The sequence below is a fragment of the Pseudarthrobacter sp. PvP090 genome, assembly GCF_040547365.1.
Lineage (GTDB): Bacteria > Actinomycetota > Actinomycetes > Actinomycetales > Micrococcaceae > Arthrobacter.
The window spans coordinates 114753-140311 of the sequence record NZ_JBEPPO010000002.1 but is presented as its reverse complement, the minus strand read 5'-3'; the positions used below and the strand labels follow the sequence as shown (position 1 = coordinate 140311).

The window sequence follows — 25559 nt, the reverse complement described above, 5'->3', positions numbered from 1 at the left end:
ATGGTTCCCATCGGAAGGAGGCTAAATGATCGAGGGTCCTTTAACAGATCTTGCTTACAGCTTGGCAAGGGCCAAAGTGGAGCTCGCTGTTCAGCCGACATACGACTTACAGCAGCTCCGCGAGAACACGGTTCTGGCGCGAGACCTGGCCTTGATGCACGGCCAAGCCCTGCAGTCGATGTACGACGTAGTCGAGGATGTCAAGCTCCGGGAAGCCTTGAGGGCAGCCAGTGAACGTCGAGATAGGCGGAGAGTCGAAGACACTATCGACTTCGGCCAGCTATCGGTGGAGCCGCTCCTCAACGCCTTCGGCTACAAGCCTCCGCCTCCTCCATACGAGCTCGTCGGCAGAACGCAAGCCGCCCTGCTTGCGGCTGGGGAGGCCTCCAGACAAACGCAAACTTTCTGGAGAGGAACTTGGGGATGCGAGGCATTACCTCCGCTTTCTCCTTGCTAGGACGAGGGAGAGGCTCGACCCGTGCTTCGCCCCTCGCCAGCAGCGCCGGTGCTTATGGCAGCCAAATCCCAGCTAGTGGAAGTCTTCATAGACATCATTCCGCGGTAGTGGGAGCCGCGGCTGCAGGTGCGATAGGTCTGCCGCGTGAACTCGGGGCAGCGGCAGGTGGGGTGGAAAGGAGCTGGTCAAGCAGCCAGGGGAGATGGCGGCCGGCACTCTCATCGGTTTCGGCGATGACGAGCGCAACGCTGCCTGGACTTCCCGATACGGTTACCCGCCTCGCCCAGCTGCGGATGAGCATCGAAACTCCTAACTCCATAGCGCAAACCTGGGCCAAGGAAAGGAAACCGCTCGAGGAGTTTCACTGGATCTGCGAACGAATAGATGGGACGTGGAAAAGGTTGCAGTTGCGGCGACTGAGGCCACCGTAACCACGTTAAAGGACTACATGCTCGCATCAACCAATTCCCGCGAGCTTGATGATGTCTGTGTGGCCGATGTGCAGAAGCGGTGCGCCCTGCCGATGGCCCAAGGTTTCCGGTTGCAAGGAGGGGCAAGGCTTATGGAAGGTAATTGGTCATGGATTGGCGTAGCTCAGGTGGTCACGGCCATCTTTTCCACACTTGCGGCGCTGGTCGCTTTGTGGGTGGGGATTCGCAGCAACAGGCGCTCACGTGAGGCCCTGAAAGTGCAGACATATCTGCACCTGAGATCCCGTTTCCTCGATATCTATCGAGAACTCGGGCGACTCGACGACTCAAAGGCCGACGCCGTCGAGTTGCAGCTCGCCCGGGAGGCTTACTGGCATCACGTCTGGGATGAGTGGTACATCGCTAATCGTCTGGCTCCGCGGGAATTTTCAGGATTGTGGGACGGGTTCTTCGCGGCCGCGGTCAAGTCGGGGTACGAGCAGCCTGCCCTCAGAGCCGCATTCGATGAGCTTGCCAGCAAGCCCAATGCGGGCTTCGGTGCCTACGCCCAGCCAATGATAAGGGAACTACGCCGTCAGGAAGACGGATCGGCCCAGGAATCGCCTGGGTGATGTCGCAGCGATACCAGAGCCCGAGGTGGATCTGGACGATCGTTGACCTCGCCGTGGCCAGGGCAGCAACCGCGAAGTGAAGATTGGACCCATTCTTGCTAATGCCAGCCAAGTCATTCCTGAATGAGCGCCTGACTTGAGACCTCCTACTGGATCTGGCGCTTTCACTGGGCGGTGCGTTGAGCGAAGGGTTGGGTGGGGCGAGGTCTCTGTGCCAGCGTTCTCGGAGCGAGCTAAAAGCCTTGAAGGGCGGATTTGAAGGTGTGGACATCGCCCACACGCAGGGTTCCTGATTGTGCCGTACAGGGGTTGGATCCGGCCGGATTCCGCATGTTTCCGGGAATCCCAGTGTTGGCAGTTGCTGGGATACGGTTCGAGTCCCACCTCGGGCACGTAGCTTCCGGCTCAGGGGCTTGTGGGCTTCTGAGTGTGGACAAATGTTCACTTGCGGATCGTTTGGACGCTTGGCAGTGGGTCCCAAATGGTTCAGAAGTTATCGCGGCCGCCGGCCGGTTGCGCGCCGTTCGTGGGGACCCGATTGGACGCTGTTGCTTTCAACACGATTCGGTGTGGTCCCACGACTTCGGCCTCCGCAGTCCACACAGGCTGGGCCGCTAGTTCATCGATGAGGCCAGGCGGGATGATGGCTGTGTATTCCCGCCCGCCTGCCTCGCTGAGCAGGTCAGGCCAACCTGGTAGCGCGGTCGTCCGCTCGATGCGGACCGGAATACTCGACCACCCCAGTGAAGGTCCAGGCTTAGACGGACCGAGCGGGGTGCACTGCACCCAGGACCGGTTCTCGATCGCTTGGACCATGCTACGACTCGCCTCCGCCGCTCAAAACCGCATCTCGTCCGGCCAGCCAAGTTGCCAAGGAACGGGCAATTGGCAGTCCCGTTGGTTCTTCGAAACAATTGTAGGCCGGGGAGGGGTTGACTTCGAAGCACCACCAACTATCGTCGCTGTCCCGGTGCAAGTCGATGCCGGCGAGCGGGAGGTCCAGAGCCTGGGACAGCGCGACGCAGCGCTCCTTGATGGCGGCGGGCAGTTCGACGGCCCGCATGCCAGCGGAAGGCCCTCCGTCGGCGTAGCGGTAGTCTATGGTCGCCGAGTCCACTTCGCATGCATGGACGTCTGTACCGACGACGTGGACCCGGACGTTGACACCCGTGAGCATTCGCTGAAACTGGGTCGGCAGTGCCCGCACGCGATCCAGGTCGTCGAACCGCCTCCCGGTCAGTTCGTGAACTATCGACCGTACTCCGCTGATCGACTTGTAAATGAGCCGTCCATGGTGCGAGCGGAAGGCACGCACAGCCTCCGGGTCACTGGTCACTATCGTTTCCGGAACGCCGAACCCTAGAGCACGGATCAGAGCGGCCTGATACGGCTTGGAGCTGTTGCTGGTCATAGATCTGGGGCGGTTGGCCACCCTCAACGGGGCGACGTCGCTCCACGATGCCAGGAGTGCCACGGAAGCAACGCGCCGCGCCTCCCGCAGCGGATCCGGGCGAAGGCCTGCAATATTTGGGGCTGTCAGACGCAGGTACAGACCGGTCGCCTCTGAGAGATCAACCCTGTTCCCCAGATGGAGCGCGTGTGCCGCGACCTGCCCCTTGTCGATGCTGACCTCAAGCTGCCAGTCATGGGCCCGTTCTTCGTCCAGCAACACCACTTCGACACCTAGCTCCGCCGCCTGGGAGAGAAGCAGTTCCACCGGCCCCTCCGTAGGGCTGCCCGCTACGACGATCACGAGATCGGCTTTCTTGAGTGCTGGAAAGCCTTCCGTTCGAGATGTGCAGCCATCGCTTCCACGTGGACCGCCGACCTTAGTAGGGGCACCGGGTTCACGCTAAGGACGAGGATCCGGCCTAACGGATCGGCCGAGAGGGCCAGACTAATCTCGGCGACCTCGAGGTCCAGCGCATGGGCAAGGTCGATGAGTGGGCCCAGCAACGCGGGCGGCCCCAGCGCCTCGTCGCCGGCGACGAGGACCCGGCGTCGTTCGGGACGTATCCTTTCGACCCACCCCGCAGGTGCAGCCAGAGGCGGCCCATCGGCGGCACGGAAGGAGTCCACATCGGTTGGCACCATGCCGCCCACCCACCTGCGCCGGTCGAGGGCCGGACGACGTGTCGGCCTGGTTCTGGCACCGTCCGCAGCGAGTAGCACATCCGGCGTCGCAAGCCCGACAGAGGCGCAAGCCTGCGCGGTGAGCACAATGTCGGGCGATGTGCCGCAGAGGGCTCCCGGCGTGGGCCGATTCACGACGACGTCGTGTCTGCTCCAGAGCCAGGACAGGCCGAATGCGTGGATCTCCGCCGCCGCATACTCGGAATCCGCCGTCCGGTCGAAAGGTCCTGCGGACAGAGTCGGGGCGCGGCAGAGAATTGCGTCGAAGGGTCCCGCAAGCTGAACCGCTTCAGAGGGAGAGACGCTGCCATTTACTGCGTCGGTCCAAACCGGACTTTCGCCCGGGTGCCCGGACTCTGGATAGTGGGTAACCGGGGCTCTGGAGAAGGCCGACGGATCGACCAAGGTAACGGCACACGCACCGCGGCGCCGCAGGAGGGCGGCCAGTGCCGCTGCACCCACGTCGCCGCGGTCCGCAATGACGAGAACCGACATGGACACCGGGGCCTACTGGGGAGGCAGGGAATCGAAGTTGATCTTGGCCTCGGCAGAGCCTCCCTCCATCTGGGACCGGAGCGGCCCAAGGTCTGGGCCGCCCATGCTTTGGCCCAGTTCGGGCCGCTCAGCGGAGCCGATGAATGGCTCGGTGCCGCCTTCTCCGTCCCCGCCCCACGGTTGGCCCGCGCCTGCGCCCGTGAGGGTCTCGATGACAGTTCGCATCGCTATCTCGAGCGCCTCCAAGCGTGCAGAGAAATCTTCGCCGGAACCCGCATGATCCGTCCTTTGCTCCCAGCCACCGGGCATCCCCTGTCCGTGGGCCGGCTGCATAGGGCCGTCGGCGAACTTATTCTCGACCAGCTTGTCGGTGAACTTGGTTTCGCGGATCTCCTTGAACTCCTTTTCCTTGAACTCCTTGAACTCTTTCTCCTTGATTTCCTTGAACTCCTTCGGACGTTCTTTGAGGAGTTCCTTGAGTTCCTTCGGGCGTTCCTTTCGGAGTTCCTTGATCTCCTTGCCTTCCTTGATGGGCTTGATAATGCACCGGACCCCGAACCTGACGGTCATCGCCGCCGACGCCGCCGGAATGTTCGTTATCGAAACACATGTGTCTGAACCTGCGTAGGATCTACTGTTCGGCGTCGTGGATGACGTCAAGGAGGCGTTGTTGGCACTGCCGGGATACGGGTCCCCGGCATCGCCGCGGTTGACGTTGTTCTCAAGATCTCTGCTGCCGTCAGCCTGCAGCAACGCAACCTTATAGTGCGCCTCGTTGCTGTTGGACGCTATGGCATCGTCGATGTGCCAAACAAGCAGTCCGGACCCGGGCAAGGACTGGTCGTATCCTGACGTCTGGCGGTTTTCCACCAAGAAGTACTCGTTGCCGCCCGCACCGTTCTTCCAGAGACGGTAGGCCGTTCGGCTCGTCTTTACGTCGTTGACGGTAACTGAGGCGTTGCTGGCCTGCGCGACCACGCTGATCCACCCCTGGGTAGCCTTGCACCAGGCCGACGGGTGGGTAGGGCGATCACCGTTCAACCCCCAGGAGCCGCCACCCATAAGACACCAGTTCCCGACGCCTTCGGAGGAACCGTCGTCGTCGTAAAGATCCGGCCAGCCAAAGATGAGGTGGCCCAGCTCATGGGCGGAAACACCGATTCTTGCGTCCTCGGGGATCGTCAGATAGGCGAACACCTTGACGCCGTCGACGGTGCGTTCGGCGGGCAGGACCCACTTGTGCGACCAGATATCGCCCGCGTTCCCGGACTGCTCGGCACCGCGGCCGGCGTGGACGACGATGTAAGCGTCGACGTATCCGTTGCCGTCGTTGTCATAGGGCAAGAAGTTCACATCGGCGTTCGCGGCCGACAAGGCGTCGTTTGCGAGCGTGCGAGCGTTCGGTGTGGCTGGCTGAGTGCCGTTGTCGGCGCCAGCATAGGCCGTAAGCGTCCTGGGCATCCTGTACGGACCCACGACATCACCCTCCATAGTGATCAGGCCGCCTGAGACGTCCGTGAAGTATTCTCGAACGCTGCCGTTGGCCAACTCGCCCGTGGAGAAAAATAGCTGCCGGAACCGGTCAAGGGCTCCTGCCGGCATAGCTCGGTCCGAAAAGTCGGCCATTACGACGACGACCCTGACCGCGCCCCGGAGAGGGGCACGTTCCAATGCGGCGCGCTGCGCCACAGCAGCTGTGGTTCCGGTCGGGTAGTACGTGCCCGGGTATATGAGTCCGTCATTTAGACCCACCTGCAGGGGCCTTTTCAAAGCCAGATGCTGCCCTAAGAACTGGGGCGCTCGTTGGCGCAGCCGTTGGAACTGGTCCTTCAGCTTCTCGTTTAGTTCCGGGTCCGGGGCGACGACGCAGAGGTCTTCGACGTGGTGTGCCCGAACGGTGAGCGGACGCGGTGCACTGTCTTCACATTCCATAATGCGAACTCCCAAGATCACTAGGATTATTCCGGTGGGATTGGCCTGCTGCAGCACCTGCTGCTTTTGCCGAATTGTTGACTCAGACTGGATGGACATCCCCGGGGCGCCTCTGACTGCCAGCTAGGCAGATTTTCACGCTTGGCTGGGAATGGCTTCAGCGTAGATATGCAGCATTACTGCAGCGTTACCATGCGTTGATTGCGCCCGTCGAACTTCCCCTCTGTGTCACTGCCTGGCGGGTCCTTCCCGCGGAGTTCGGGTTCCCGGGACCTCCCGCGTTCAACCATTGCGCCCGGGGGGCGAGGACTTCGGAGCCCGCTGATCATGACGCGGCCATCGCCTGGCAGCATCCAGTGACGGAGGACAAGGGGAACGAGCGATCCGCGTGGTCCCGGACGCTTGGAGTGATTTCGGCGATCGGTCCGCCAATCACGGTGGCGACGGCACTGTTGTTTTACTTCGGCTGGGCACGAGCGGACGCGCAGGCGGCCCAGATGGGCCTGAACGTCAGCCTGTTTGGGTATACGGGGCAGGACCACATGCTGATCAGCATCAACGCACTCTTTTGCCGCTGGTCTGCCTTCTGGTCGCCAGCGTTGTCTGGGTGGCCCTGGACCGCTTGCTGCGCCGCCGGATCGAGGAGGACCGCGGCCGGGCGATCATCGTACGAAACGCCGGCATTGCCGCCCTGGTCAGTGGGCTCGTGGTCGGCATTAGTCTGCTGCTGGCCATCCTTGAGCCTGCGCGGACGGCGCTCTTCACGCCGTACTTGATGGCGCTGGGCGTGCTCGTGGCTATGTGGTGCGTTCGTCTCCGCCGTCTGGGCCGGGACGGCAAACTACCAGCGCTAACAACCGAGCAGCGGGCAGTAGAAACCACGGTGGTATTGAGCCTTGTGACGCTGCTGCTCTTCTGGGGCACGGCGGTCTATGCCCAGGCCCTGGGCCGGCGGCTTGCCCTAAACTTCGAGCAGGGAGTCCAGTACATGCCCCGGGCGGAGGTCTATTCACTCAAGCCGCTGGGTATCGGCTCTGAGGCCGTCAAAGACGTGAGGGTGGGTAGCGTGGACACCGCGGTAGACCGATACGACGGCCTCCGCCTGCTGGTGCTCAGCGGCGGACGTTTCTTCTTCCTGCATGACGGCTGGACGCCCCGGGACGGAACCGTGATAGTGCTCCCGGACGACAACTCGGTCCGAACCGAGTTCAAGAGATAGTGCTGGTTCGGGACTAGCCAAAGCGGGCGGGGCGCCCGGAGGTGTCCTCAGGGTTGAGGCGGGCGCGGGCGTAAGTTGTCGGTAATCGTCTTCATCTGTCTTGTCAGCCCCCGATGCCGGGGGTCGTCGGGGAATCCTCCGCGTCGAGCCACCGGTAATACGACGCCCTGCAAATGTCGATTCTCTACAGTTTCTTTGGCGAAGAACGCAGAAGCTGTATTAAAATCGTTCGCGGTGTTTCTTATCGGCAGTAATTGAGGGTCTGCCATCGATTGCCAACAAGCAATTATGGCCATTGATGAAGGTACCAGCGAGCGTCTGGATCCATTAGGGACTGGAAGCCAATCGAGCCGCATGAGCGGGGACTTCCTGGCTGCGCGGTCCAGCACCAAATCCGAATTGAATGAAGTGGCGCTGAGGCAACTAGCCGTCCGCATGGACGTTGCCCGAAGGATTTGTTGCTCGGTCGGAACGGGCCAGTCTGCGGTTGCCGACGAGGAAGCGGGTAACCAGGAAGAAGTTGGGGCGGGAATACCCAGGGGCCCGTTTTGGAGGGGTTCGGATAGCGAAAGTCCACGATATTGGCAGGGTTTGGCTTGACTAGCCCCTTTAGACAAATGTCGTCACTAGGGCCCTTTGGCCCTGATTGCGGGAACAAATCTTTAGGGTGGCTACTCATATGCATTAGCGGTCCGTGTGCTCGGGTAAGGGTATTGCGTTCACAACGCTGCAGGATGCCGAAAGCCATTGACATCCCCTGCCTAAATGCGGATCCTCATGGCTAGAACTATTCCAGCCGGCAGTCACGCTGGATTTGGGGGTACCAATGGGAAGCGGCAACTTTTGCCATTTTCAGCTGAGCCTTCTCCAATCGTGGAAGCTCCGCCGGGACTCGTGTGTTCTGCATGTTGCGGTGCGTCAACAGCGGCTCATCACTGCCCTGGCTATCCACGGTCCCCGACCTCGAAGCTACCTGGTCGGGCTCCTGTGGCCGGACAGTTGCGAGAGTCTGGCCATGGAGAGTCTGCGAGTGAGCATGCACCTGGTCTCACGTCACGTCCCGGGGCTGCTGGTCAACGGGGGCTCTGAGCTTTCCCTCAGCGAATCGGTGGAGGTCGACTTGCACCGCGTCCGGTCCTGTGTTCGAGAGCTAAGCCAAAACGGGCTCAACGGGAACGTCGCGTCCACTCTGAACCTGTTGCGCGATGCCGAACTGCTCCCGGGCTGGTATGACGATTGGGTGCTCTTTGAACAGAGCAGATTGCGGCAGGATCGGCTCCACGCGTTCCACATCATTGGTCGCGAGTCGCTGGCGCGCCGTGACTACGAGAGTGCCGTGGAAGCCTCGGAGGCAGCACTACAACTTGAACCGCTCTACGAAAGTGCGGTTGGGCTTCTCATTCAGGCTCAAAGGCAGCTGGGCAACAATGCTGCCGCGCTTCAGGCCTTCGAAAAGTATCGAACGAAGCTGCAGGAGGACATGGGCCTTGCTCCGTCGGAGGGCATTCGTCGCCTCGTCGCTGAGGTTTTGTGAGAGCCGGTCCCTGCGAGAACGAGGGATGATCAGACCATGCCCCAGTGGGACGGAACGAGCAAAGAGCTACAAGTGGAGATCGGGGGCCAAGGCCGAGAAGACTTCTGCTAAGCGCTGCGATGACCCTGCTTCATGGGCTTCGCCCGCCTGATGTGGTCATCGTCTCCCCGGCCACCCGTTAGTACCCGCGAATCGATGGAGTAGGCCTCTTGATTAAGGTCGCGGTCCGATGCCTGTCAGGGGCTTTCGCCGGGCATCAGTCCCGCCCCCGGTACATCGCCATCTTTGAACTCGGTATTTCGCCGGGCATCAGCCCAGGGGCAGGCTTCTCGGCGGGCATCATGGTTTGCCCTTCCCTGGCATCTCGGCCCCGGCTACTGGTCCCGATTGATCATGGTGGATACCTTAGTGTGATCAGATCCGGTGGGGGATTGGTGATGTTGCCGGTGCCGTTTCCTGTCATGATCCTGTCGTTGTCATTGACGTGCCGCAGGTTCAGGACGTGCCCCACCTCGTGGCCGAGAGTCCATTGAGTAGCGCCACCGTTGCGCGCCTGGGTGGCCAGCGGGATGGGCGGCGCAACCGTTGAACGGGGGTAGCTATGACCGAAGGTAGTACACCACGACGTCGTTGTTGCCGGCGCTATTACGGCTGGCAAAGTGCTGGTTCTACTCGGCCGTCGATGCCCCGCGAACGCAACGCCCGACGTCGGCCTCGTTGGGGGTGGGCAGGTTTAGATTTTCGATAAACACCCGTTCCACGCCGATACCAACCATTGCATAGGCTCCCCGCATCAGCTATAAAGCGGTGTTCACAGCAACGTCCGGGGCAGTAGAGACGTTCGCGCGCGGGCGGACCGTCGGGCGGACCGACCACCACTTGTGCCACATGTCGCTATCGGTTCCGGCTCCAAAGATATCGATCCGGTCTTGCTTCCAGGACACGGCCCCAGGCTCACTGGCCAGGAAACCGCCAGGGATTCAGTGTCACCACGAATTTGCCAGGATTGACGAAGGCTTAGTTGATATTGTCCATGGCCGTCGCGGCCCATGGTGGTGCCGACAAATACAGCTCCGGTGCCGAGAGGTGGCTCCAGTGCGAAGAGGCGGAACAGCTCTAGCAGCGACGATCCGCAGTCTCAACCGGGAATTCGATGGCACGGCGGTACTGCCCGCACGTGGTCCGGATTGCGCCCACGAACTTCGCCGAACGGTGAGGAAGTAGGTGGCCGATGGCTAGTGCGAGGCGGCGTGCATCTTCAGGGAGCCGTGCCCCGCTGTGGTGGTCGGGCGAAAATAACCTACTCGGCCCAGTCCCCCGACGTGCCAAGGTGTCCGACCACGCAATGGTCATTCCGCCGCAGGTGCTGTGTCGGCGCAGCAAACCTCAAGGTAGGTGTGTAAGTGTGCCAATTGAGACCGAGCTCCCAACTGTGGAGAACCAGGTCACCAGAGCCACTCGTTGGCCGGATCGATTGGAGCTGATTGGATGCGCGGGATCGAGTTCGAGGGGCCGGAGAGGCCAAACGGTGGCTCGCCTCCCACAGGCATCTTGGTGATTCGCGTCTGGAGGGAGCCTGAGAGTCCCGCCCCCTTCCGTGCCCGGATCATCGCGGGATCGCCGGAAGGCTGCGAACGTACAATCGGTTATGCCGGGAGCCGGGAAGAATTAGTCGCAGCGGTCAACCGTTGGCTAGACACGATGCCGGATTCTAGTGGATAGTTCGGTCGCCAGGAGCGTGTCTTTATGTGGACTGCTGCCTTGCCTAACGACGGTTCTGGCGTTCGCGTCAAAGTGGACGCTTTTGCATGCGCGTGCCTGAGGTGGCCGCCAATATCTGCACAGCATGGGCAGCGCGTCTCTAGCGTCAGAATTGCCCCTGGCCCACGCGGCAAAACTAGGGAACCGGCGCCACCAACTTCCAATTAGACGGGTCGCTGTAGGCCAGTGGGGGACAGGGGCCACGGGGATTCCGTCGATACGTTGATGGAAGTTTACCGAGTACGCGAAGTGGGGTCTGAGGGAAGCTGCTCGGTCATGCAGCCGTCAACCGATCGGACCATGAAGGGATGAAGGGAGGTGGAGTCGGTATGCAGAGCCTGGAGACTCAGCACGCCGTGCGGGTACGCCCGGGAGGCCGTAACGAGCGCGGGCAGGGCCCGGTCGCAGCCCCGTTTGAACTTCTCCAGCTGGATCAGGCTTTTTCAGGACAAAGAAGCGCCGCACCCTGTCGATGCGGGGTACGGCTGTTTTGGGGAGGCCTTGGTGGGGCGAGTGGGGGTGTGGACAGTGTCCACACTTTGGGTCATGGACTGGGCCGTATCGGCGCCGGACTGGCCCGGATTCTGTATGTTTCGGCGGGAGTCCAGTGTTTGCAAGGGCTGGAACCCGGTTCGAGTCCCACCTCGGGCACAGTGTTTCCGCAGGTCAGTGGCTTTTTGTTGCTTTTTCGTGTGCACTTTGTGCACACTCTCGCCTCTGATCTGATGTTCCGGGTGTGTGGGGTCCGGAACCGCCTATTCGGTTGCTAGGGGAGCGCCTGCCTACGGCAGGCCGGGTACCGCCCTCCGGGGTGCGTTCTGGGTGTCCATCCTCATCCCTTGGGTTTACGCGTTCACCACTTCATGGTGGCCAAAGCCGCTTACAACATGATTTACTGGCTATTCTTTAGATCGACTTTGGGTTGCAGCCGGTCCGGAATTTCCGCTCTGATAACAGTTCAGGCAGGAATGCCGAGGGAACGGCATGACATGGCAACCTATCTGGAGCTGATCATGAGCCCGCCGAGCCTGGCCAGTGCGTAGGCGGGGCCGGCCTCGAGGGCGATCTGCAGGAACCGGTGCTTTTTTCTGCCATGGCCTTCGCAAAAGTTAACCCGCCGCCGCAGACATCACTTCTCCCATCACCGGACCTTCGGACGCTCCGAACGTGGGTCTCAATGAACCTGAGCTGTGATCGCGGAAGACCCGAGTCTTCTCGCTGAAGTTGACACTATTTCCCGCACCAGGAGGTGCGTGATGCTCGATGATGCGACCCTCATGCCGGCGCTGCGGCGTCACTGGGAGTACGCAGGCATGGACGATGACGTTTCCCACGAGATCTACCACGACGACGCGGTTCTTGAATTCCCTCAGTCCGGCGAGCGGTTCGAAGGCGTGGAGAACTGCCGTGAATGGCGGCGGCAGTACCCTGCAAGGCTCGAGTTCCACACTCGGCGGATCACTCATCGGGACGATCTGGTCGTGGTGGAGAACATGATCAGCTATGACGGCGCACCCTGGATGTTTGCCGTCAACCTGTTGGAGTTCAGGGGAGACAAGGTTGCGCACGAGCGGATCTACATCATGGATGGCTGGGAGGCTCCGGAGTGGCGCGTCCCCTGGCGCGCCGAACGGGCTGCAGACCCGCCCCCCCGCCACCGCTGTAGCTCGGCAATTGCTGCCTCAAAGTAGTGCCGGGTTCTGACCCCCAAGCGGAAGCCCGGCACGGGGAGCTCAGATGGCGAATTCGACGGGGGGGAGGGCGGCCAGACCCTGCAGCGTGCGTTCCCTGGCCGCAGGCCATTCTTCGGTCAGCAGAGACAGAATGACAATGTCCCGCCAAGTCCCGTCGACGCGCTGGGAGGAGCGTCGGCGCGTGCCCTCGACAGTGAATCCGAAACGGGTCAGCGAGGTTAGGGAGCGGTGATTTCTGGGGTCAACGTCACATTCTATCCGGCCGGCGCCGCGGGCGAACAACCAGTCCAACAGTGCCGTCTTTACCTCGTGGTTTGCTTTCATGCCCCAGAATGCGGGGCTGATGACGGTCCGGCCGATCTTTGCCCGTTCGGTGCGCGCGTGGGATTCGGTGATGCCTGTGGTGCCTACGAACAGCGGCCCTCCGGTCAGGCCGGTGTAGTGGATGGCGAAGACCTGCAGGCCCTCGTAGCGGCGCTGGATGTACGCAACGATCTCGTCATGCGTTCCCGGGCGGTGATCTCCGTCGCCGAAGCCTTGGGCCCAGATGTCGTCATTGGCCAGGATGTGCGCCAGCGGCTCGACGTGTGCGTCAGTGAACGGGCTCAGGACGAAACGCCCGGTAGCAGTGCGAAGAGTCGGCAAAGTGCGGGGGAGACGCAGTGCCATGGCGGCCTTTCGGAGCTGGAGGAAGGCAACGTGGTGCCGGCTGACTGCCTGGCCGTTCAATCCGTTTGCGTGCGGTTGCTCCGGAAATCATCACGGCCGCCGGTAAAACCTGGACAACTACCGGGTAAACATGGGCCGCCGAGCCCGCAAACCCCGCACGAATAGGACTTGACGGCTAATGCCGGCGTTCGGACACCCCGGTTCGCTGGCCGCTGTTGGCATAGTTGAACACGGCCCGTACCGAACCAGATGTTCTCGGAGCAGACTGCCGCCACCCGGAGCAATCGCGGCTCCAATGAAGGGTGGCCAATTTGCTCCCTCAACAGTCATGCGCTGCACATGCGGCATCGCCCCCTTCGTGGACGCCGAAGCCAAGTTGTTCGTTCAACTTGAGCGGGCAGGCGACCCGGTCAGGGTCTTGGCGGGGGCGTTGGGAGCGTGGAGGCAACCGCAATCCCGTTGGTTATAGCCACGGACCGAGATTGGCTGGGACCTCGCCGTCGTGGATTCCGCCGGAATTCCGGTCTCGAAATGGTCGCCGCCCCATGGTTCGCCGGCGGTGTCGTACTGCCCGCCGCGCGGATTGGGGCTGTAGCCACCGTCGGTCCCGCCCCCCTTGTCATTCGGGGCGAAACGATCCCCTCGGGCAGCTACTGGATCGGCAACCCGTTCAGCCCCTGGGACAACTCTCCGATGTCGCCAACCATGGGGATCAGCTAAGGGGCAGCCCTCCGACGCTGTCGCGCCGAGGCTGGCGGGGCCCGGCGCCTGCAGCCGGCCGGGGCGAAGACCGGAAGCCTTATCAGTCCAGGATGGCCACGATGTTGAACTCCTTGTGGAGCCGGTCTCGGGCGGCGTTCTCGGCCAACGTAGGGATGTAGATCCGAATCTTCCCCGAAGCTAGCGACGCGAATTTTTCACGGACGATCTCTGCGACGCGCGGTTTAGGAGCATCCGGAAACCTCACGACCAGCCGGTCAACAACCTTGTGGATGGTTAATTCGTTCTCTCCTTCGCTCACACGCTGGGTGCGACACCGCGTGCCTTCCGGTCAGCTGCGGGCGTCGGGTCCCGGCATCCGGAGCGGCGGGCTCAGCCGGGCCGGGAAGGACTCCGCCCTCGAAATGAAAACTGAGCAGCTCGGCCCGGAATTTGACGGCGTCGAGGAAGCCGGTCAGGGCGAGGTCGGTGCCGGGCAGTGTTTTCCCGACCAGGTCCCCGAGCGGACCGCAGACCGTATCCGTAACCCGCAGAAGGGTCATTCCGGTGTAGTCGGTCAGCGCGAACGTGCGCACGACCTTGAGCAGTCCCGCCGGCAGGCCGTACGACAAACTCATGCCTCTGGATGGAACCAGGGAGACCCGAACGCGGAAGGTCCGCTTACCGGCGGCCCGCGTCCGTAGCCGTACCCGTTCGCCATGGCTGAACTCGCCCTTGACTTCGGCGATCCCGGAATCCCAGACCGCGTAGTTTCCTCCGTCGGTGATGATGCCCCATACAGTGCCGGCCCCGGCAAGGATCAGGGTCTCCGGGTCGAACGATTTCATGTACTAAAGCTATCGGCCGGCTACATTTCCGGCGGTAGCCGGCAAGAATGTGACCTCCGGGACGGGATGGGCGCCAGCACCAGGGTTTCGAGCAAGGAGCGCTGGTGTCGCCGGACTCATTAGCCGGCTCATAGTCGGCTATTTCCCTTCGGGCTCGCACCGGGTTCTTCTTGAGTTCCCCTAACGTTTTCATTGTGTTGAACTCTGCTGGCTACGCTGGCGGCATGCCAACGTTTACGCTCGACGGCGAAACGTACGAGTACCTGAGGCCGGACCCCGGACGCGATTCCGAGGAGGCGCGGTCGAGGGCTTACGGGGACTACCCCCGCGTGCTGGCGGCCCTGCCACTGGCCGACGGCACCACGGTGGACGTTTACGCTGTGGCGGCGCGGTGGGATGCCCATCCGTCTTACGTCTTCGTCGCGTGGGCTGATGATGACATGAGCCCGCATTGGGCATGGATCCCGGCCGGCAACGTCGAGTGTCTGAACGAGCCGGAGTGGGACGCCGAAGAACGCTGACCTGCCGGAGGAACCGGGCCCCCGCTCGATGAGGCCGCAGCGGTCACCTCACTCGCTGGCTGGATTCACACGAGCCACTGAACGGCCTTTTAGTCAAGAAAGTAGGAGCGAATAGCCATGACGTCCAGGGACTTCGCAGGCTTCATATCGGACTGCATTGCCGCAGACACAGCGGGTGACCCTGGGCTCACAGAGGACGAGATGTACGGGGTGTACATCAGCTGGTGCGACCTTCGCTCTCTGCGCCCCAAACCCTGCGGGGAATTCTGGGCGGCAATGTCGGGTCTGGGCCTCAGGGAACGCCGCCGCGTTAACCGGCGCTACGTCCGGCCAGGACTGCGGATGACCGGGCCCGCGGCTGTGGACTACATCCTTTCAAGCCGTCCGGGTCTTACCGGTCCGCCCATCTGGGTCGGACCGTCCAGCCTGGCTTGTGTTTGAGGGCTTTGGGCACGCCCCCGGGAAACCTGCCCGGCCTACCATGGAACATGCCCGGGACCGAGAACGTGGAAGTTGAGCGAAAATACGACGTCGATGATTCTGCTGAGCTGCCGGCTTTCACCTCGATCGCCGGGGTGGACAGCGTGGGGGCGGCCGCGGATCAAAGGCTTGATGCCGTGTACTTCGACACGGCGTCGTTGGCGCTGGCGGCCCGCCGAATCACGCTGCGCCGGCGGACCGGGGGCAAGGACGCAGGATGGCACCTGAAAGTGCCTGTGGCCGAGGGTGAACGCGTCGAAATCACGGAGCCGCTGAACAAGGATCCGGATTCGGTGCCCCCGCGGTTGAAGGCTCTAGTGCTGGTCCATACCCGGAATCAGGAACTCGTGCCGGTCGCACGCTTAAAAACCCGCCGCACGGCAATTCCCCTGCTGGCGGCCGACGGAACGGTCCTGGCCGAATTCAGCGACGACCGGGTGGAATCCAGGATCCTCACTGAACCGGCGGAAAGTGCCGTGTGGCGGGAATGGGAGATCGAACTGGGCGAGGGGCAGCGGAAGCTGCTGGATTCCGCCGACATGGTGCTTGCCCTGCAAGGCCACCAGCCGGCGGAGCTACCCTCCAAACTGGCCCGAGCCCTCGGCGACCGGTGTCCGGCCCACATCACCCCACCGCCCCGCCCGCGACGTAAAGGCCCGGCATCCGCGGTACTGCTTGCGTACCTGCACGAGCAGGTCGAAGCGATGAAATCGCATGACCCAGGAGTCAGGGAGGGAGCGCCGGACGCCGTGCACCAGCTCCGGGTGGCCGCGCGGCGGATGCGTTCGGTGTTGGCAAGCTTCCGCAAGCTGACAGACAAAGGGACCGCCCAGCTCCTGCGGGAAGAACTTCAATGGCTCGCCGGGGCCGTGGGCGCGGCCCGGGACCTTGAAGTCATGCAGAGCCAGTTGAACGAGCTCATTAGCGCCGAACCCCCGGATCTGATCATGGGACCGGTGAAAGACTACCTCGGGGACCAGCTCGGGCCCGCGTATGAAACTGCCCTCGCGCAAGGCGTGGCTGCCATGGAAAGCGACCGGTACTTCCGGCTTCTTGATGCCCTTGACGGCTTCCTGGCCGCCCCTCCACTGTCCGGGCGGGCGCACATGAAGGCCCCTGGGACGGTGGGCAGGCTCGTCAACGCGGAACGGAAGCGCCTTAAGGGCGCAGTGAAGAGCCTCGCCGGCGTTTCCGATGAAGAGTCAGCCAGCGCGGCGCTGCATGAGGTCCGGAAGAGCGCAAAACGCCTCCGCTACGCGGCAGAGGCGGCCGTCCCGGTTTTCGGAAAACAGGCTGCCCGGATTGCCCGGACCGCGGAAGAAGTCCAGACAATTTTGGGGGAACATCAGGACAGTGTCGTCATCAGGGAAAAACTCCGGTCACTCGCCACCGTGCTCCGGGAGAGTGACGGCGGAGCCGGGTTCACCTACGGGCGGCTCCACGCATTGGAGCAACAGCGCGGCACCGAAGCCCGCACCCGGTTCTTCCGGGAATGGCAGAACTCACCGCCCAAATCCCTTGACTGGAAATAGTCACCGACTGCTCGTCCCGGATTTACCCGACAGACATCCGGGACAGGTAGCGTCGCCGGGGAGGACCCATGCCCGACAAACAGGCGTGGCTACAGGGTTTATACCCCACTCACCGTGCCCGAGGGCGGGCCCGGAAAGGACAGCCGTGCCCGGAAAGGACAGCCGGGCCCGGAAAGGACAGCCGTGACAGAAGCTGAGATCCAGGAACTGCGCGCTTTACTGGAGGACGTGAACCGCGTCCGGCGGACGCTAAGGCACGCCGAAACACGGCACAGTGACAGGATCGAGGCCGTGCTTCCCCGCCACCGCGACAGTGCCCGGAACCTCATCCACTACACGGAGCTGCGTCGCCATGACATCCGCGACCTCCAGTCCGGTCTGGCCAAGCACGGACTCTCCTCGCTCGGGCGCACCGAATCGAGGGTACTGCCCAGTATCGACACCGTGGCCCGGACGTTGACGCGGCTGGTGGCAGCCGATGGCGACTCTGATGCGGAGGCGGAATTCCTCGACGGTGAGGAGCTGCTTGCCCGGAATGCAGTGAACCTCCTGGGCCCGGAGCCCGAGGAACGCGGGACGAGGATCATGGTTACGCTGCCCGGCGAAGCAGCCGCAGAACCCGACATCGTGCACGACATGATGGAAAGGGGGATGGACCTGGCCCGCATTAATTGCGCGCACGACGCCCCCGGGACCTGGCGGCAGATGATCGACAACATCCGTGCCGCAGAAAATGCCACGGGCAAGCGCTGCCTGGTCTCCATGGACCTCGCCGGGCCCAAGCTGCGCACGGGCCCCATTCGCCCCGGTCCCCGCGTCCTGCGCATCAAGCCGGCCCGGAATGAAACCGGCATCGTGACCGCGCCGGCCCGTGTGTGGCTGGGGCACCCTCCGGAGACGGGCGCCGTCCTCCCCGTGATTCCCCTCCAGGACGAGAACTGGGCGGCGGCCCTCCGCGAAGGCCAAAGTGTCAGCTTCGAAGACGCCCGCGGAGCCCGCCGCACCCTCGTCGTCGACCGGGCAGGCCCGGACGGGTGCCTGGCCCTCCTGCACGACACCAGCTATTTCGTCCCCGGGACCAGGCTCGCCGCCGTCCCGGAGACCCCGTCCGGAAAGAAGTCCCACCCCAAAGCGTGGCCCTCCACGGCGGTTGGAGACCTGCCGGCACTGGAACAAAGCCTCACGATCCGCCGCGGCGACACCATCATCCTCAGCAGTGACCTCAGCCCCGCCGACAGCCACACCGCAGGCACCCACCGGATAGGCTGCACCCTCCCCGGCGTCTTCGCCGATGTGAAGACGGGGGAGAGGATCTGGTTCGACGACGGCAAGATCGGCGGGGTGATCACCGGTGTCCGGGCCGGTGAACTGACCGCTGAGATTATCTCCGCCGCTCCACGGGGCTCACGGCTCCGGGCCGAAAAGGGCATCAACCTCCCCGATACCCGTCTCACGGTCCCGGCACTGACGGAGCAGGACCTCGCCAACCTCGAACACGTCAAAGAACTAGCCGACATCGTCAGCATGTCCTTTGTTCGCAGCGAGGCCGACGTCCGCGATCTCCTGGCCCGCCTGGACCCCGTACAGGACCGGGACCTGGACATCATGCTCAAGATTGAGACAGTGGCCGCGTTTGAGGCCCTGCCCGAAATCCTCCTCGAGCTGATGAAGTGGGCCGACGTCGGCGTCATGATCGCCCGCGGCGACCTCGCCGTGGAGGCAGGCTTCGAACGGCTGGCCGAGGTCCAGGAAGAAATTCTCTGGCTCTGCGAAGCCGCCCACGTCCCGGTGATCTGGGCGACCCAGGTGCTGGACACGCTGGCCCGGACCGGTCTGCCTTCGCGTGCTGAGGTGACGGACGCGGCGATGGCCCAGCGCGCCGAATGCGTGATGCTGAACAAAGGCCCGTTCATCAACGAGGCGATCAGCATGTTGGCGGACATTCTGGGCCGGATGCAGGACCATACGCAGAAGAAGCGCAGCCTGCTGCGCCGGCTCCGGGCTTGGGATCGCTGAACCCTGAATCCTTAGTCCATGCCGGGCTGAAGCGAAGGCTGCTGCTTACATGTGGCTGTCAGAGGCCTCGAAGGTGAATTCGCGTTGGAGCCGGGCCCTGGCCTCGTGTTCGACCAGGGTGGGAATGTAACTTCTGATGCGTCCGTCGGCCAGGGACTCGTACTCTTCTCCGACGATACCTGCGATGCGCGGCCGGGGCGCCTCCGGAAAGCGGGCTGACAGCCGGTCGACAACCGCACGGACAATGGTTTCTCTTTCCGATTCGCTCACCACGCCAGTGTCACCCCGGGCCGACCCGGCGTCAACCAATTCACCGGCGTAGGCGTCACAAACGCGACATCCTGCAGTGTCCCGACGCCGGGGCCGTGATGTTCATCCGATAGGACCCCGGAAAGAGCGGCTGTATCACTGGCGTTCACCTTCGGTACGTACCATCGCCCCGTGGAAGCCTTCCCGGATCTCCGACTCCCTGCCGCGGCCCTCGGCGCGACATTGACGGCAGGAGGCGCCGACTTCGCGCTGGCCTCCACCTCGGCGTCCGCCGTCGACCTGTGCTTGGTGGACGGCCTCGGGATCGAAACCCGGCACCCGATGGCTGTGGACGACGGACTCTGGACGGTGCACGTTCCAGGCGTCCTCGCAGGCCAGCGCTACGGCTACCGCGTCGACGGGGCCTGGGACCCGGCACGGGGCCTGCGCCACAATCCGCAGAAGTTCCTGCTGGACCCGTATGCCCGGGCCATCGACGGCCGGCTCCTCTGGGGACCTGAGCTGTATGCCTTCGACCTCCACGACCCGTCCACGCCCGACACGGCGGACAGCCGGCGCCATACCTTCTCATCCGTCCTTGTCGACACGGCCTACGACTGGGGGGCCGACGCCCGTCCGGCAACTCCCCTGAACCGCACCGTCATCTACGAGGCGCACGTCAAGGGCATGACCAAACTGCACCCGGACGTTCCCGCCGCCCAGCGCGGAACCTATGCGGGGTTGGTGCATCCCTCCGTCATTGCGCACCTCAGGCGGATTGGCGTAACCGCGGTGGAGCTCCTCCCCGTGCACCAATTCGTCAATGATGAGCCCCGCGACGGCAGGTCGAATTACTGGGGCTACAACCCCATCGGCTATTTCGCACCCCACAACGCCTACGCGGCGGCGTCCGGTGTGTCGCGGGCCGGAGGGCAGGTTTCCGAGTTCAAGGACATGGTCAAAGCCCTCCACCGGGCCGGCATCGAGGTGATCCTGGACGTCGTCTACAACCACTCCGGCGAAGGCGGAGCCGACGGACCCAATCTGTGCTTCCGTGGAATCGACAACGGCGCCTACTACCATCTGGTCCCGGGAGACGAGGCCAACTACGAGGACTACACCGGCACCCGCAACACCCTCAACGTCGGATCGCCCACGGTCCTGCGCCTGGTGATGGACTCGCTTCATTACTGGGTGGAGGAGATGCATGTCGATGGTTTCCGGTTCGATCTCGCCCCTGCCCTGGCCCGCGCCTCGGACCGCGTCGACATGCTCTCCGCGTTCTTCGAATTGATCGACTCCGACCCGGTGCTCGACGGGGTGAAGCTCATCGCCGAACCGTGGGACCTCGGCCCCGAAGGCTACCAGCTCGGCAACTTCCCTCCGCGGTGGGTGGAATGGAACGGCAAATTCCGCGACGTCGCCCGCGACTTCTGGCGCGGCACCCCGGGTCTCACCGCCGAACTCGCGAACCGCCTCACCGGCTCCGCCGACCTTTACCAGGACGACGGCCGGCAACCAAGTGCATCCGTGAACTTTGTCACCGCCCACGACGGCTTCACCCTGAGGGACCTCGTCTCCTACGACCACAAGCACAACGTGGCGAACGGCGAGAACGACCGCGACGGCGAGGCCAACAACCGCTCCTGGAACTGCGGCGCCGAGGGACCCACCGCGGACCCGGAGATCACCGCCCTCCGGGCATGCCAAATGCGCAACCTGATGATCACTTGCGTCCTCGCCCAGGGAGTCCCCATGCTGCGCCACGGCGACGAACTCGGCCACACCCAGGGAGGCAACAACAACGCCTACTGCCAGGACAACGAGATCTCGTGGATCAACTGGGCCTCCACCGACGAGGACATGATCGAATTCACCTCGAAAGTCGTCCGCCTGCGGCAGGACTACCCGGTGTTCCGGCGCCGCACCTACTTCGACGGAAGACCGGTCGCCCCGGCCGAGGGCCTCAGGCTGCCCGACATCCTGTGGCTCAACGCCGACGGAACACCCCGGACGGCAGACCAATGGGACCAGTCCTGGGGAAAATCCCTCGCCTGCTACCTGAGCGGCAACGGCGTCCGGACCCGCCGCAACGAACCAGAAAACGACTTTCTCATCGTCTTCAACGCATCGTCCCACGACGTGCCGCACCACGCACCGGCGGAGTACTTTCCCGCGGAGTGGGAGGTCGCTCTGACCAGCTGGGACGGCCCGGCGCCGGCACAGATTCTGGCGGGCACCGTCTACAACGTACCCGCGCACTCCACCTGGATCCTCCGCTCCGTCGATGAATAGCGCCGGCCGAATGCTTCCACGATCCGGCACTCGAACCTGTACATTCGACGCCCACGGTAGCTGGGCAAGAACTGGACGCGAGGTTCGGGGCCGCACGCCGAGGACCTTGCCCGTCTGGCGGGCTCCTGCGACGATGGCATGGTGAACAGGCCTATCGGCTATTGGGTCAAGCGGCTGGATGCGTCGCTGGAGACCCACTTCGATTCCACTCTCGCCCGTCTGCACCTGACCAGGCGGCAGTGGCATGTACTCACAGCATTGAACTCAGGCTCCCTCACGCCCGTGGAGGCGGGGGACATCCTGCGCCCCCTCGACTCGGACGACGGCGACGCCCGGGAGCGGGACATGGCCGCGCTGGTCCGAAGGAGGCTCGTGATCCTTTTTGGATGGTCGCCTCACGCTGACCGAGGCCGGCTCCGCACTTTATTCCGAGGCATCCGGACTGGTGGAAGCCACCCGGCGTGAGCTTGCGGCAGGCATCGGAGCGGATGAGTACGCGATGGCCGTCAGCGTCCTCGAACGGATGAGTAACAATGCGGATCGGCTCGCCAGACGATGAGCGGCTTCTGCTCGGTTCCACAGCACGGGGACGAAGGCCGGACGGCGGGACAGCCGCGGGTATGAGGCCAGTCCTTGTGCCGAAATGTTTTTACGGCGGCGGGTGGACTGTGCGCCTGCGCATGAGTTCAGTAAGTTCGGCCAGTTCGGCTAGTCGGTGCGCACGGGCAGATTCGGCGGCGGTGAAGGGGGCTCGTGGGCGGGAGAATCCGAGTGGTCCGTGCCACGGTGAAGGTATCTTCAGCACCGTCCCGTCGCTGGCCGGGGCGCCTTTTTTGGGTCGGGTGTGGTCGGCGGTGGGATTGATGGGATTTCCGGCGAATGAACAATGGACGAAGGCGCGTAGCCTCGCTCATCGCCGCAGGTAGGCGCCGCGGGCAGTCACATGAGCTGTGTCCGACCAAGAGCCCATCTGCTACAAATCAGTTTGTTACGGTCGCTCCTCGGGCCGACAGAGTAACAGCTCTCACGTCCCAGCCCACGTTGTCGCCAATTCGGATTCTGAACTGCGCGGGCGCCGCCCATGACGGCTTCACGGTGAGGGAGCTGGCGGCCGGCAGATGCTGCCCTCGCCTGATGCTTCGCCGAACACGCCGCCTAGCGGTTTGCGGACTCCAGCACGGTGAACTCCGTTGAGGCCTGCCTGAGCTTCATATCGGAGCGAAATCGCGCGCAAGACACAACTGCCCCGCCCGGACGGCCGTTTAGGCAGCCTGGTGGGGGCGCCGAAATGGGCCTGAAAGTGGGTGTGCACAATGTGCACACTCTGGGCTTCGGATCGGGTCGTACTGGCGCCGGACTGGGCCGTATTGCGGATGTTTCCGGGGGAGCGGCGGAAATTCATGGGCTGGAGTCCGGTTCGAGTCCCACCTCGGGCAAAGTATTTCCGCTGTTCAGGGGCTTTTTGATGTCTTTTAGTGTGCACGTTGTGCACACACTCGCCTCTGATCTGATGTTCCGGGTGTGTGGGGACGAGGAACGGCCTATTTGGTTGCGTGGGGGAGCGGCGGACCGGGTACCGCCCTGCGGCGTCCCTTTGGGGTGTTCATCCTTGTTCGTCCTTCCGTGGGGTTTCGCGTTCACCACTTCATGCTGGCTAGGGCCGCGTACAACATGACCTGTTGATGATTCTTTAGATCGGGTTGCGGCCGGTCCAGAACTTCCGCCCTGATGCCTGTTCATGCTGGAATGCGGGGGGAACTGCATGACATGGCAACTGATCCGGAGCAGTCCCGGCAGTCCCTTGTGAGACCTGCGTACTGACGCGGGGCATCCAGGACGTTCACTGGAGAGTCCGGGGCCGCGATCTAGCCAATGGATGAGCGACCACGCCAGATATATGTGCTCAATGCCGGCATCCACATCAGCACAGCACCGGCAAGAGTAAGGGTCAAGCCCATAATGACCAGCGCTGTGGTCAGGGCGCCGATGGCGCCCGCAACGGACAAAACCACGGCAGACTAGACGATCCCGACCCGGCGTTCTCGTCCCAAAAGCCTGAGAGCAGCGCAGCATTGCAGGGCCGTCAATAGGAGAACCAGTCCCGTGATGATCGAGTACAAGTGGGGGTCCGGGGGTGGTGATACGGGCCCGCTAGACTCTCTTCATGCGCAGAACGTCGGCACGAGGCCCCGACGCCGCTGGGAGGGAGCGCGTACTTATCCTGTCGGCAGGGGTAGGAGCGGGGCACAACAGCGCCGCGGCGGCGGTGCAGCAGGCGTGTGCCGCGCGCGCCGACATCGACGAGGTGCAGGTGCTGGACGTGCTGCAGGTGAGCAGCGTGCTTTACCGCGCACTGCTGGGCAAGGGCTACTTCGTCCTGGTCGAGGACTTGCCCTGGCTGGTCGAGTGGGGCTACGACATCAACGACCGTCCGTTCCGGCGCCGGGGCCCAGTAGACCCCTGGACACGGGTGAACGCTCTTCCGGTGATCGGTGCGATCAAGCGATTCCGGCCGACCGCGATCGTGTGCACGCATTTTCTGCCAGCCCAACTGCTGGCGTCACTGCTCCTTCGCGGCGTGATTGACGCGAGGACCGCCGTCGTCACGACGGACTACGACTTCCAGGGCCTATGGCTTACGGGCGCGTTCCACGCGCTCTTCCTGGCCAGGGAGGAGGGGAGGGTGGAACTGATGGCGCTGGGTTTGCCCCCCGACCGCGTCGCGGCCACGGGCATCCCGATCGCCATCCATCCGAACGTGGCGCCTGCGCGCGATGCAAACGAGCCCCCGATGCTGCTGATCTCGGCGGGCGCGACTGGCGGAGACTATGCCGTCTCGGTCGTGCGGCAGACGCTGCACATGCGCTCGTCCTTCACGGCCACGGTCGTGTGCGGACGCAACAATGCGCTGCGGCAGCGTATCGAGCAGCTGGTGGCGCCCGCTGGCGACCGCTACCGCGTGCTCGGCTTCACGGCGGAGATGCCGCAGCTGCTGCGCCGCGCCGACCTGTTTGTGGGCAAACCGGGCGGGCTGTCGGCGTCGGAGTGCATGGCTGTAGGGCTGCCCATGGTGCTTGTGAACCCCATCCCGGGGCAGGAGGTTCGCAATGGCGATTACCTGATGGAGCAGGGGGCGGCGGTCCGCTGCAACACTCCCGCGACGATCGGCTGGAAGATCGACGAGGTGTTGCGGGAGCCGGGTCGCCTGCAGCGGATGCAGGCGGCGGCGCGGAAAACGGGCCGCCCTGACGCTGCGGCGGACGTGCTGACCGGACTGCTGGACGGGCCGTCCCGTCCCCTGGTCGTGACACGCGCAGCGCAGAAGACAATCCTCGCCGAGAGCGAACGGCGCGTCGTTGCGACGGATCTGACGGGACCGTCCTCGCTGGTCCGCGTGGTCGACTCGGCTGCGGGTAGCACGGTCGCGCTGCTGCGAGCCGAGGAGCTGGGAGATCTGCAGAAGCGATACGGCACCCCGAACGGGGGTCTGGTACTGCGGCGCGGCCACGCGCTCATGTCGCTCAGGCAGGAGGAGCGGCGGCTGCTCCGCGCCATTCTTCGGGGGGACGACGAACTGCCCATCCGCGTCGAGGAGCCCTCGCCACCCCCTCGCGTCCTTCCCGCGGGACCGCCGGGACACGACCTCTAACGACCTCAGGCGGGCCGGCCGCCGGGGGGCCTCCCTCGTCGATCGCTCCCTCACGGCGCCGCAACCGGTCCGGTACGCGGAGTCGATGATCGGTTCGAGTTCGTCGAGCACGGTGCGGTTTCCGGGGAGCACCACGTGGGAGAACGGGGCGCCACGCGAGCCCGGCAAATCAACCCAGCAGGAGCCAGCCTGATCGCCAGCACCACCAAAGTCCGCCCTAATCACCCTGCGGAACGACGGTTTGTTTAGGAGCGACTCGCTGCGGGCGTTGATCAGCCTTGCGCCGATTTGATGTCCCTGGCCCAGGACGGAACCAGACCCCAGCGGGCTATCA

Annotated in this window: 17 protein-coding genes and 1 pseudogene; 10 read left to right on the top strand and 8 right to left on the bottom strand. The window is 63.6% G+C overall.

Features of this window, described 5'->3' with window-relative positions; translation table 11 throughout:
* Positions 1-25 precede the first annotated feature (25 nt).
* Positions 26-457 (top strand): hypothetical protein, encoded by a 432-nt coding sequence (locus tag ABIC21_RS02570; RefSeq protein WP_354348858.1) that lies wholly within the window; start codon positions 26-28, stop codon positions 455-457.
* A gap of 391 nt (positions 458-848) precedes the next feature.
* Entirely contained in the window at positions 849-1499 is a 651-nt protein-coding gene (locus ABIC21_RS02565) for a hypothetical protein (protein WP_354348857.1), read from the top strand.
* Between the two features lie 817 nt (positions 1500-2316).
* On the opposite strand, the gene ABIC21_RS02560 is transcribed toward ABIC21_RS02565, so the two are convergent.
* The 3 genes from ABIC21_RS02560 to ABIC21_RS02550 all read right to left on the bottom strand — a co-directional run bounded on the left by ABIC21_RS02560 (position 2317) and on the right by ABIC21_RS02550 (position 6158).
* Positions 2317-3252, bottom strand: a complete 936-nt coding sequence (locus ABIC21_RS02560) for an ATP-grasp domain-containing protein (protein ID WP_354348856.1) — start codon at positions 3250-3252, stop codon at positions 2317-2319.
* A complete protein-coding gene (locus ABIC21_RS02555; protein WP_354348855.1) occupies positions 3249-3593 on the bottom strand; it encodes a hypothetical protein in 345 nt (114 codons plus the stop codon). Before ABIC21_RS02555 ends, ABIC21_RS02560 begins: the two co-directional genes overlap by 4 nt.
* A 546-nt stretch (positions 3594-4139) precedes the next feature.
* Complete coding sequence (locus ABIC21_RS02550) at positions 4140-6158, bottom strand: M6 family metalloprotease domain-containing protein (protein ID WP_354348854.1); 2019 nt, start codon at positions 6156-6158, stop codon at positions 4140-4142.
* A 508-nt stretch (positions 6159-6666) separates the two neighbouring features.
* Between ABIC21_RS02550 and ABIC21_RS02545 the strand changes: the two genes are divergently transcribed.
* From ABIC21_RS02545 to ABIC21_RS02535, 3 genes are all read left to right on the top strand, one after another.
* Complete coding sequence (locus ABIC21_RS02545; RefSeq protein ID WP_354348853.1) at positions 6667-7278, top strand: hypothetical protein; 612 nt, start codon at positions 6667-6669, stop codon at positions 7276-7278.
* 1036 nt (positions 7279-8314) lie between these two features.
* A complete protein-coding gene (locus ABIC21_RS02540; RefSeq protein WP_354349063.1) occupies positions 8315-8812 on the top strand; it encodes a bacterial transcriptional activator domain-containing protein in 498 nt (165 codons plus the stop codon).
* A gap of 2951 nt (positions 8813-11763) precedes the next feature.
* Entirely contained in the window at positions 11764-12264 is a 501-nt protein-coding gene (locus ABIC21_RS02535) for a nuclear transport factor 2 family protein (protein ID WP_354348852.1), read from the top strand.
* A gap of 42 nt (positions 12265-12306) precedes the next feature.
* Here the strand turns inward: ABIC21_RS02535 and ABIC21_RS02530 are convergent, their stop codons facing one another.
* From ABIC21_RS02530 to ABIC21_RS02520, 3 genes are all read right to left on the bottom strand, one after another.
* Complete coding sequence (locus ABIC21_RS02530) at positions 12307-12936, bottom strand: GNAT family N-acetyltransferase (RefSeq protein ID WP_354348851.1); 630 nt, start codon at positions 12934-12936, stop codon at positions 12307-12309.
* An 802-nt stretch (positions 12937-13738) separates the two neighbouring features.
* Positions 13739-13903, bottom strand: a complete 165-nt coding sequence (locus ABIC21_RS02525) for a three-helix bundle dimerization domain-containing protein (RefSeq protein WP_354348850.1) — start codon at positions 13901-13903, stop codon at positions 13739-13741.
* 10 nt (positions 13904-13913) lie between these two features.
* Complete coding sequence (locus ABIC21_RS02520; protein ID WP_354348849.1) at positions 13914-14483, bottom strand: SRPBCC family protein; 570 nt, start codon at positions 14481-14483, stop codon at positions 13914-13916.
* Between the two features lie 224 nt (positions 14484-14707).
* Between ABIC21_RS02520 and ABIC21_RS02515 the strand changes: the two genes are divergently transcribed.
* The 3 genes from ABIC21_RS02515 to ABIC21_RS02505 all read left to right on the top strand — a co-directional run bounded on the left by ABIC21_RS02515 (position 14708) and on the right by ABIC21_RS02505 (position 19032).
* Positions 14708-15004 (top strand): hypothetical protein, encoded by a 297-nt coding sequence (locus ABIC21_RS02515; protein ID WP_354348848.1) that lies wholly within the window; start codon positions 14708-14710, stop codon positions 15002-15004.
* Positions 15005-15492: 488 nt separating this feature from the next.
* Positions 15493-17016, top strand: a complete 1524-nt coding sequence (locus ABIC21_RS02510) for a CYTH and CHAD domain-containing protein (protein WP_354348847.1) — start codon at positions 15493-15495, stop codon at positions 17014-17016.
* A 183-nt stretch (positions 17017-17199) separates the two neighbouring features.
* Positions 17200-19032, top strand: a complete 1833-nt coding sequence (locus ABIC21_RS02505; protein WP_354348846.1) for a pyruvate kinase — start codon at positions 17200-17202, stop codon at positions 19030-19032.
* Positions 19033-19077: 45 nt separating this feature from the next.
* Here the strand turns inward: ABIC21_RS02505 and ABIC21_RS02500 are convergent, their stop codons facing one another.
* Complete coding sequence (locus ABIC21_RS02500) at positions 19078-19302, bottom strand: three-helix bundle dimerization domain-containing protein (RefSeq protein ID WP_354348845.1); 225 nt, start codon at positions 19300-19302, stop codon at positions 19078-19080.
* A gap of 171 nt (positions 19303-19473) precedes the next feature.
* Between ABIC21_RS02500 and glgX the strand changes: the two genes are divergently transcribed.
* On the top strand, positions 19474-21576 hold the full coding sequence (gene glgX, locus ABIC21_RS02495) for a glycogen debranching protein GlgX (RefSeq protein WP_354348844.1): 2103 nt from the start codon (positions 19474-19476) through the stop codon (positions 21574-21576).
* Positions 21577-22225: 649 nt separating this feature from the next.
* Here glgX and ABIC21_RS02490 read toward each other — a convergent pair.
* Positions 22226-22393, bottom strand: a pseudogene (locus tag ABIC21_RS02490) (amino acid-binding protein); the annotation flags it as partial.
* 1347 nt (positions 22394-23740) lie between these two features.
* On the opposite strand from ABIC21_RS02490, the gene ABIC21_RS02485 reads away from it, so the two are divergent.
* Positions 23741-25225, top strand: coding sequence for an MGDG synthase family glycosyltransferase (locus tag ABIC21_RS02485; protein WP_354348843.1), 1485 nt, complete (start codon positions 23741-23743; stop codon positions 25223-25225).
* Positions 25226-25559 lie beyond the last annotated feature (334 nt).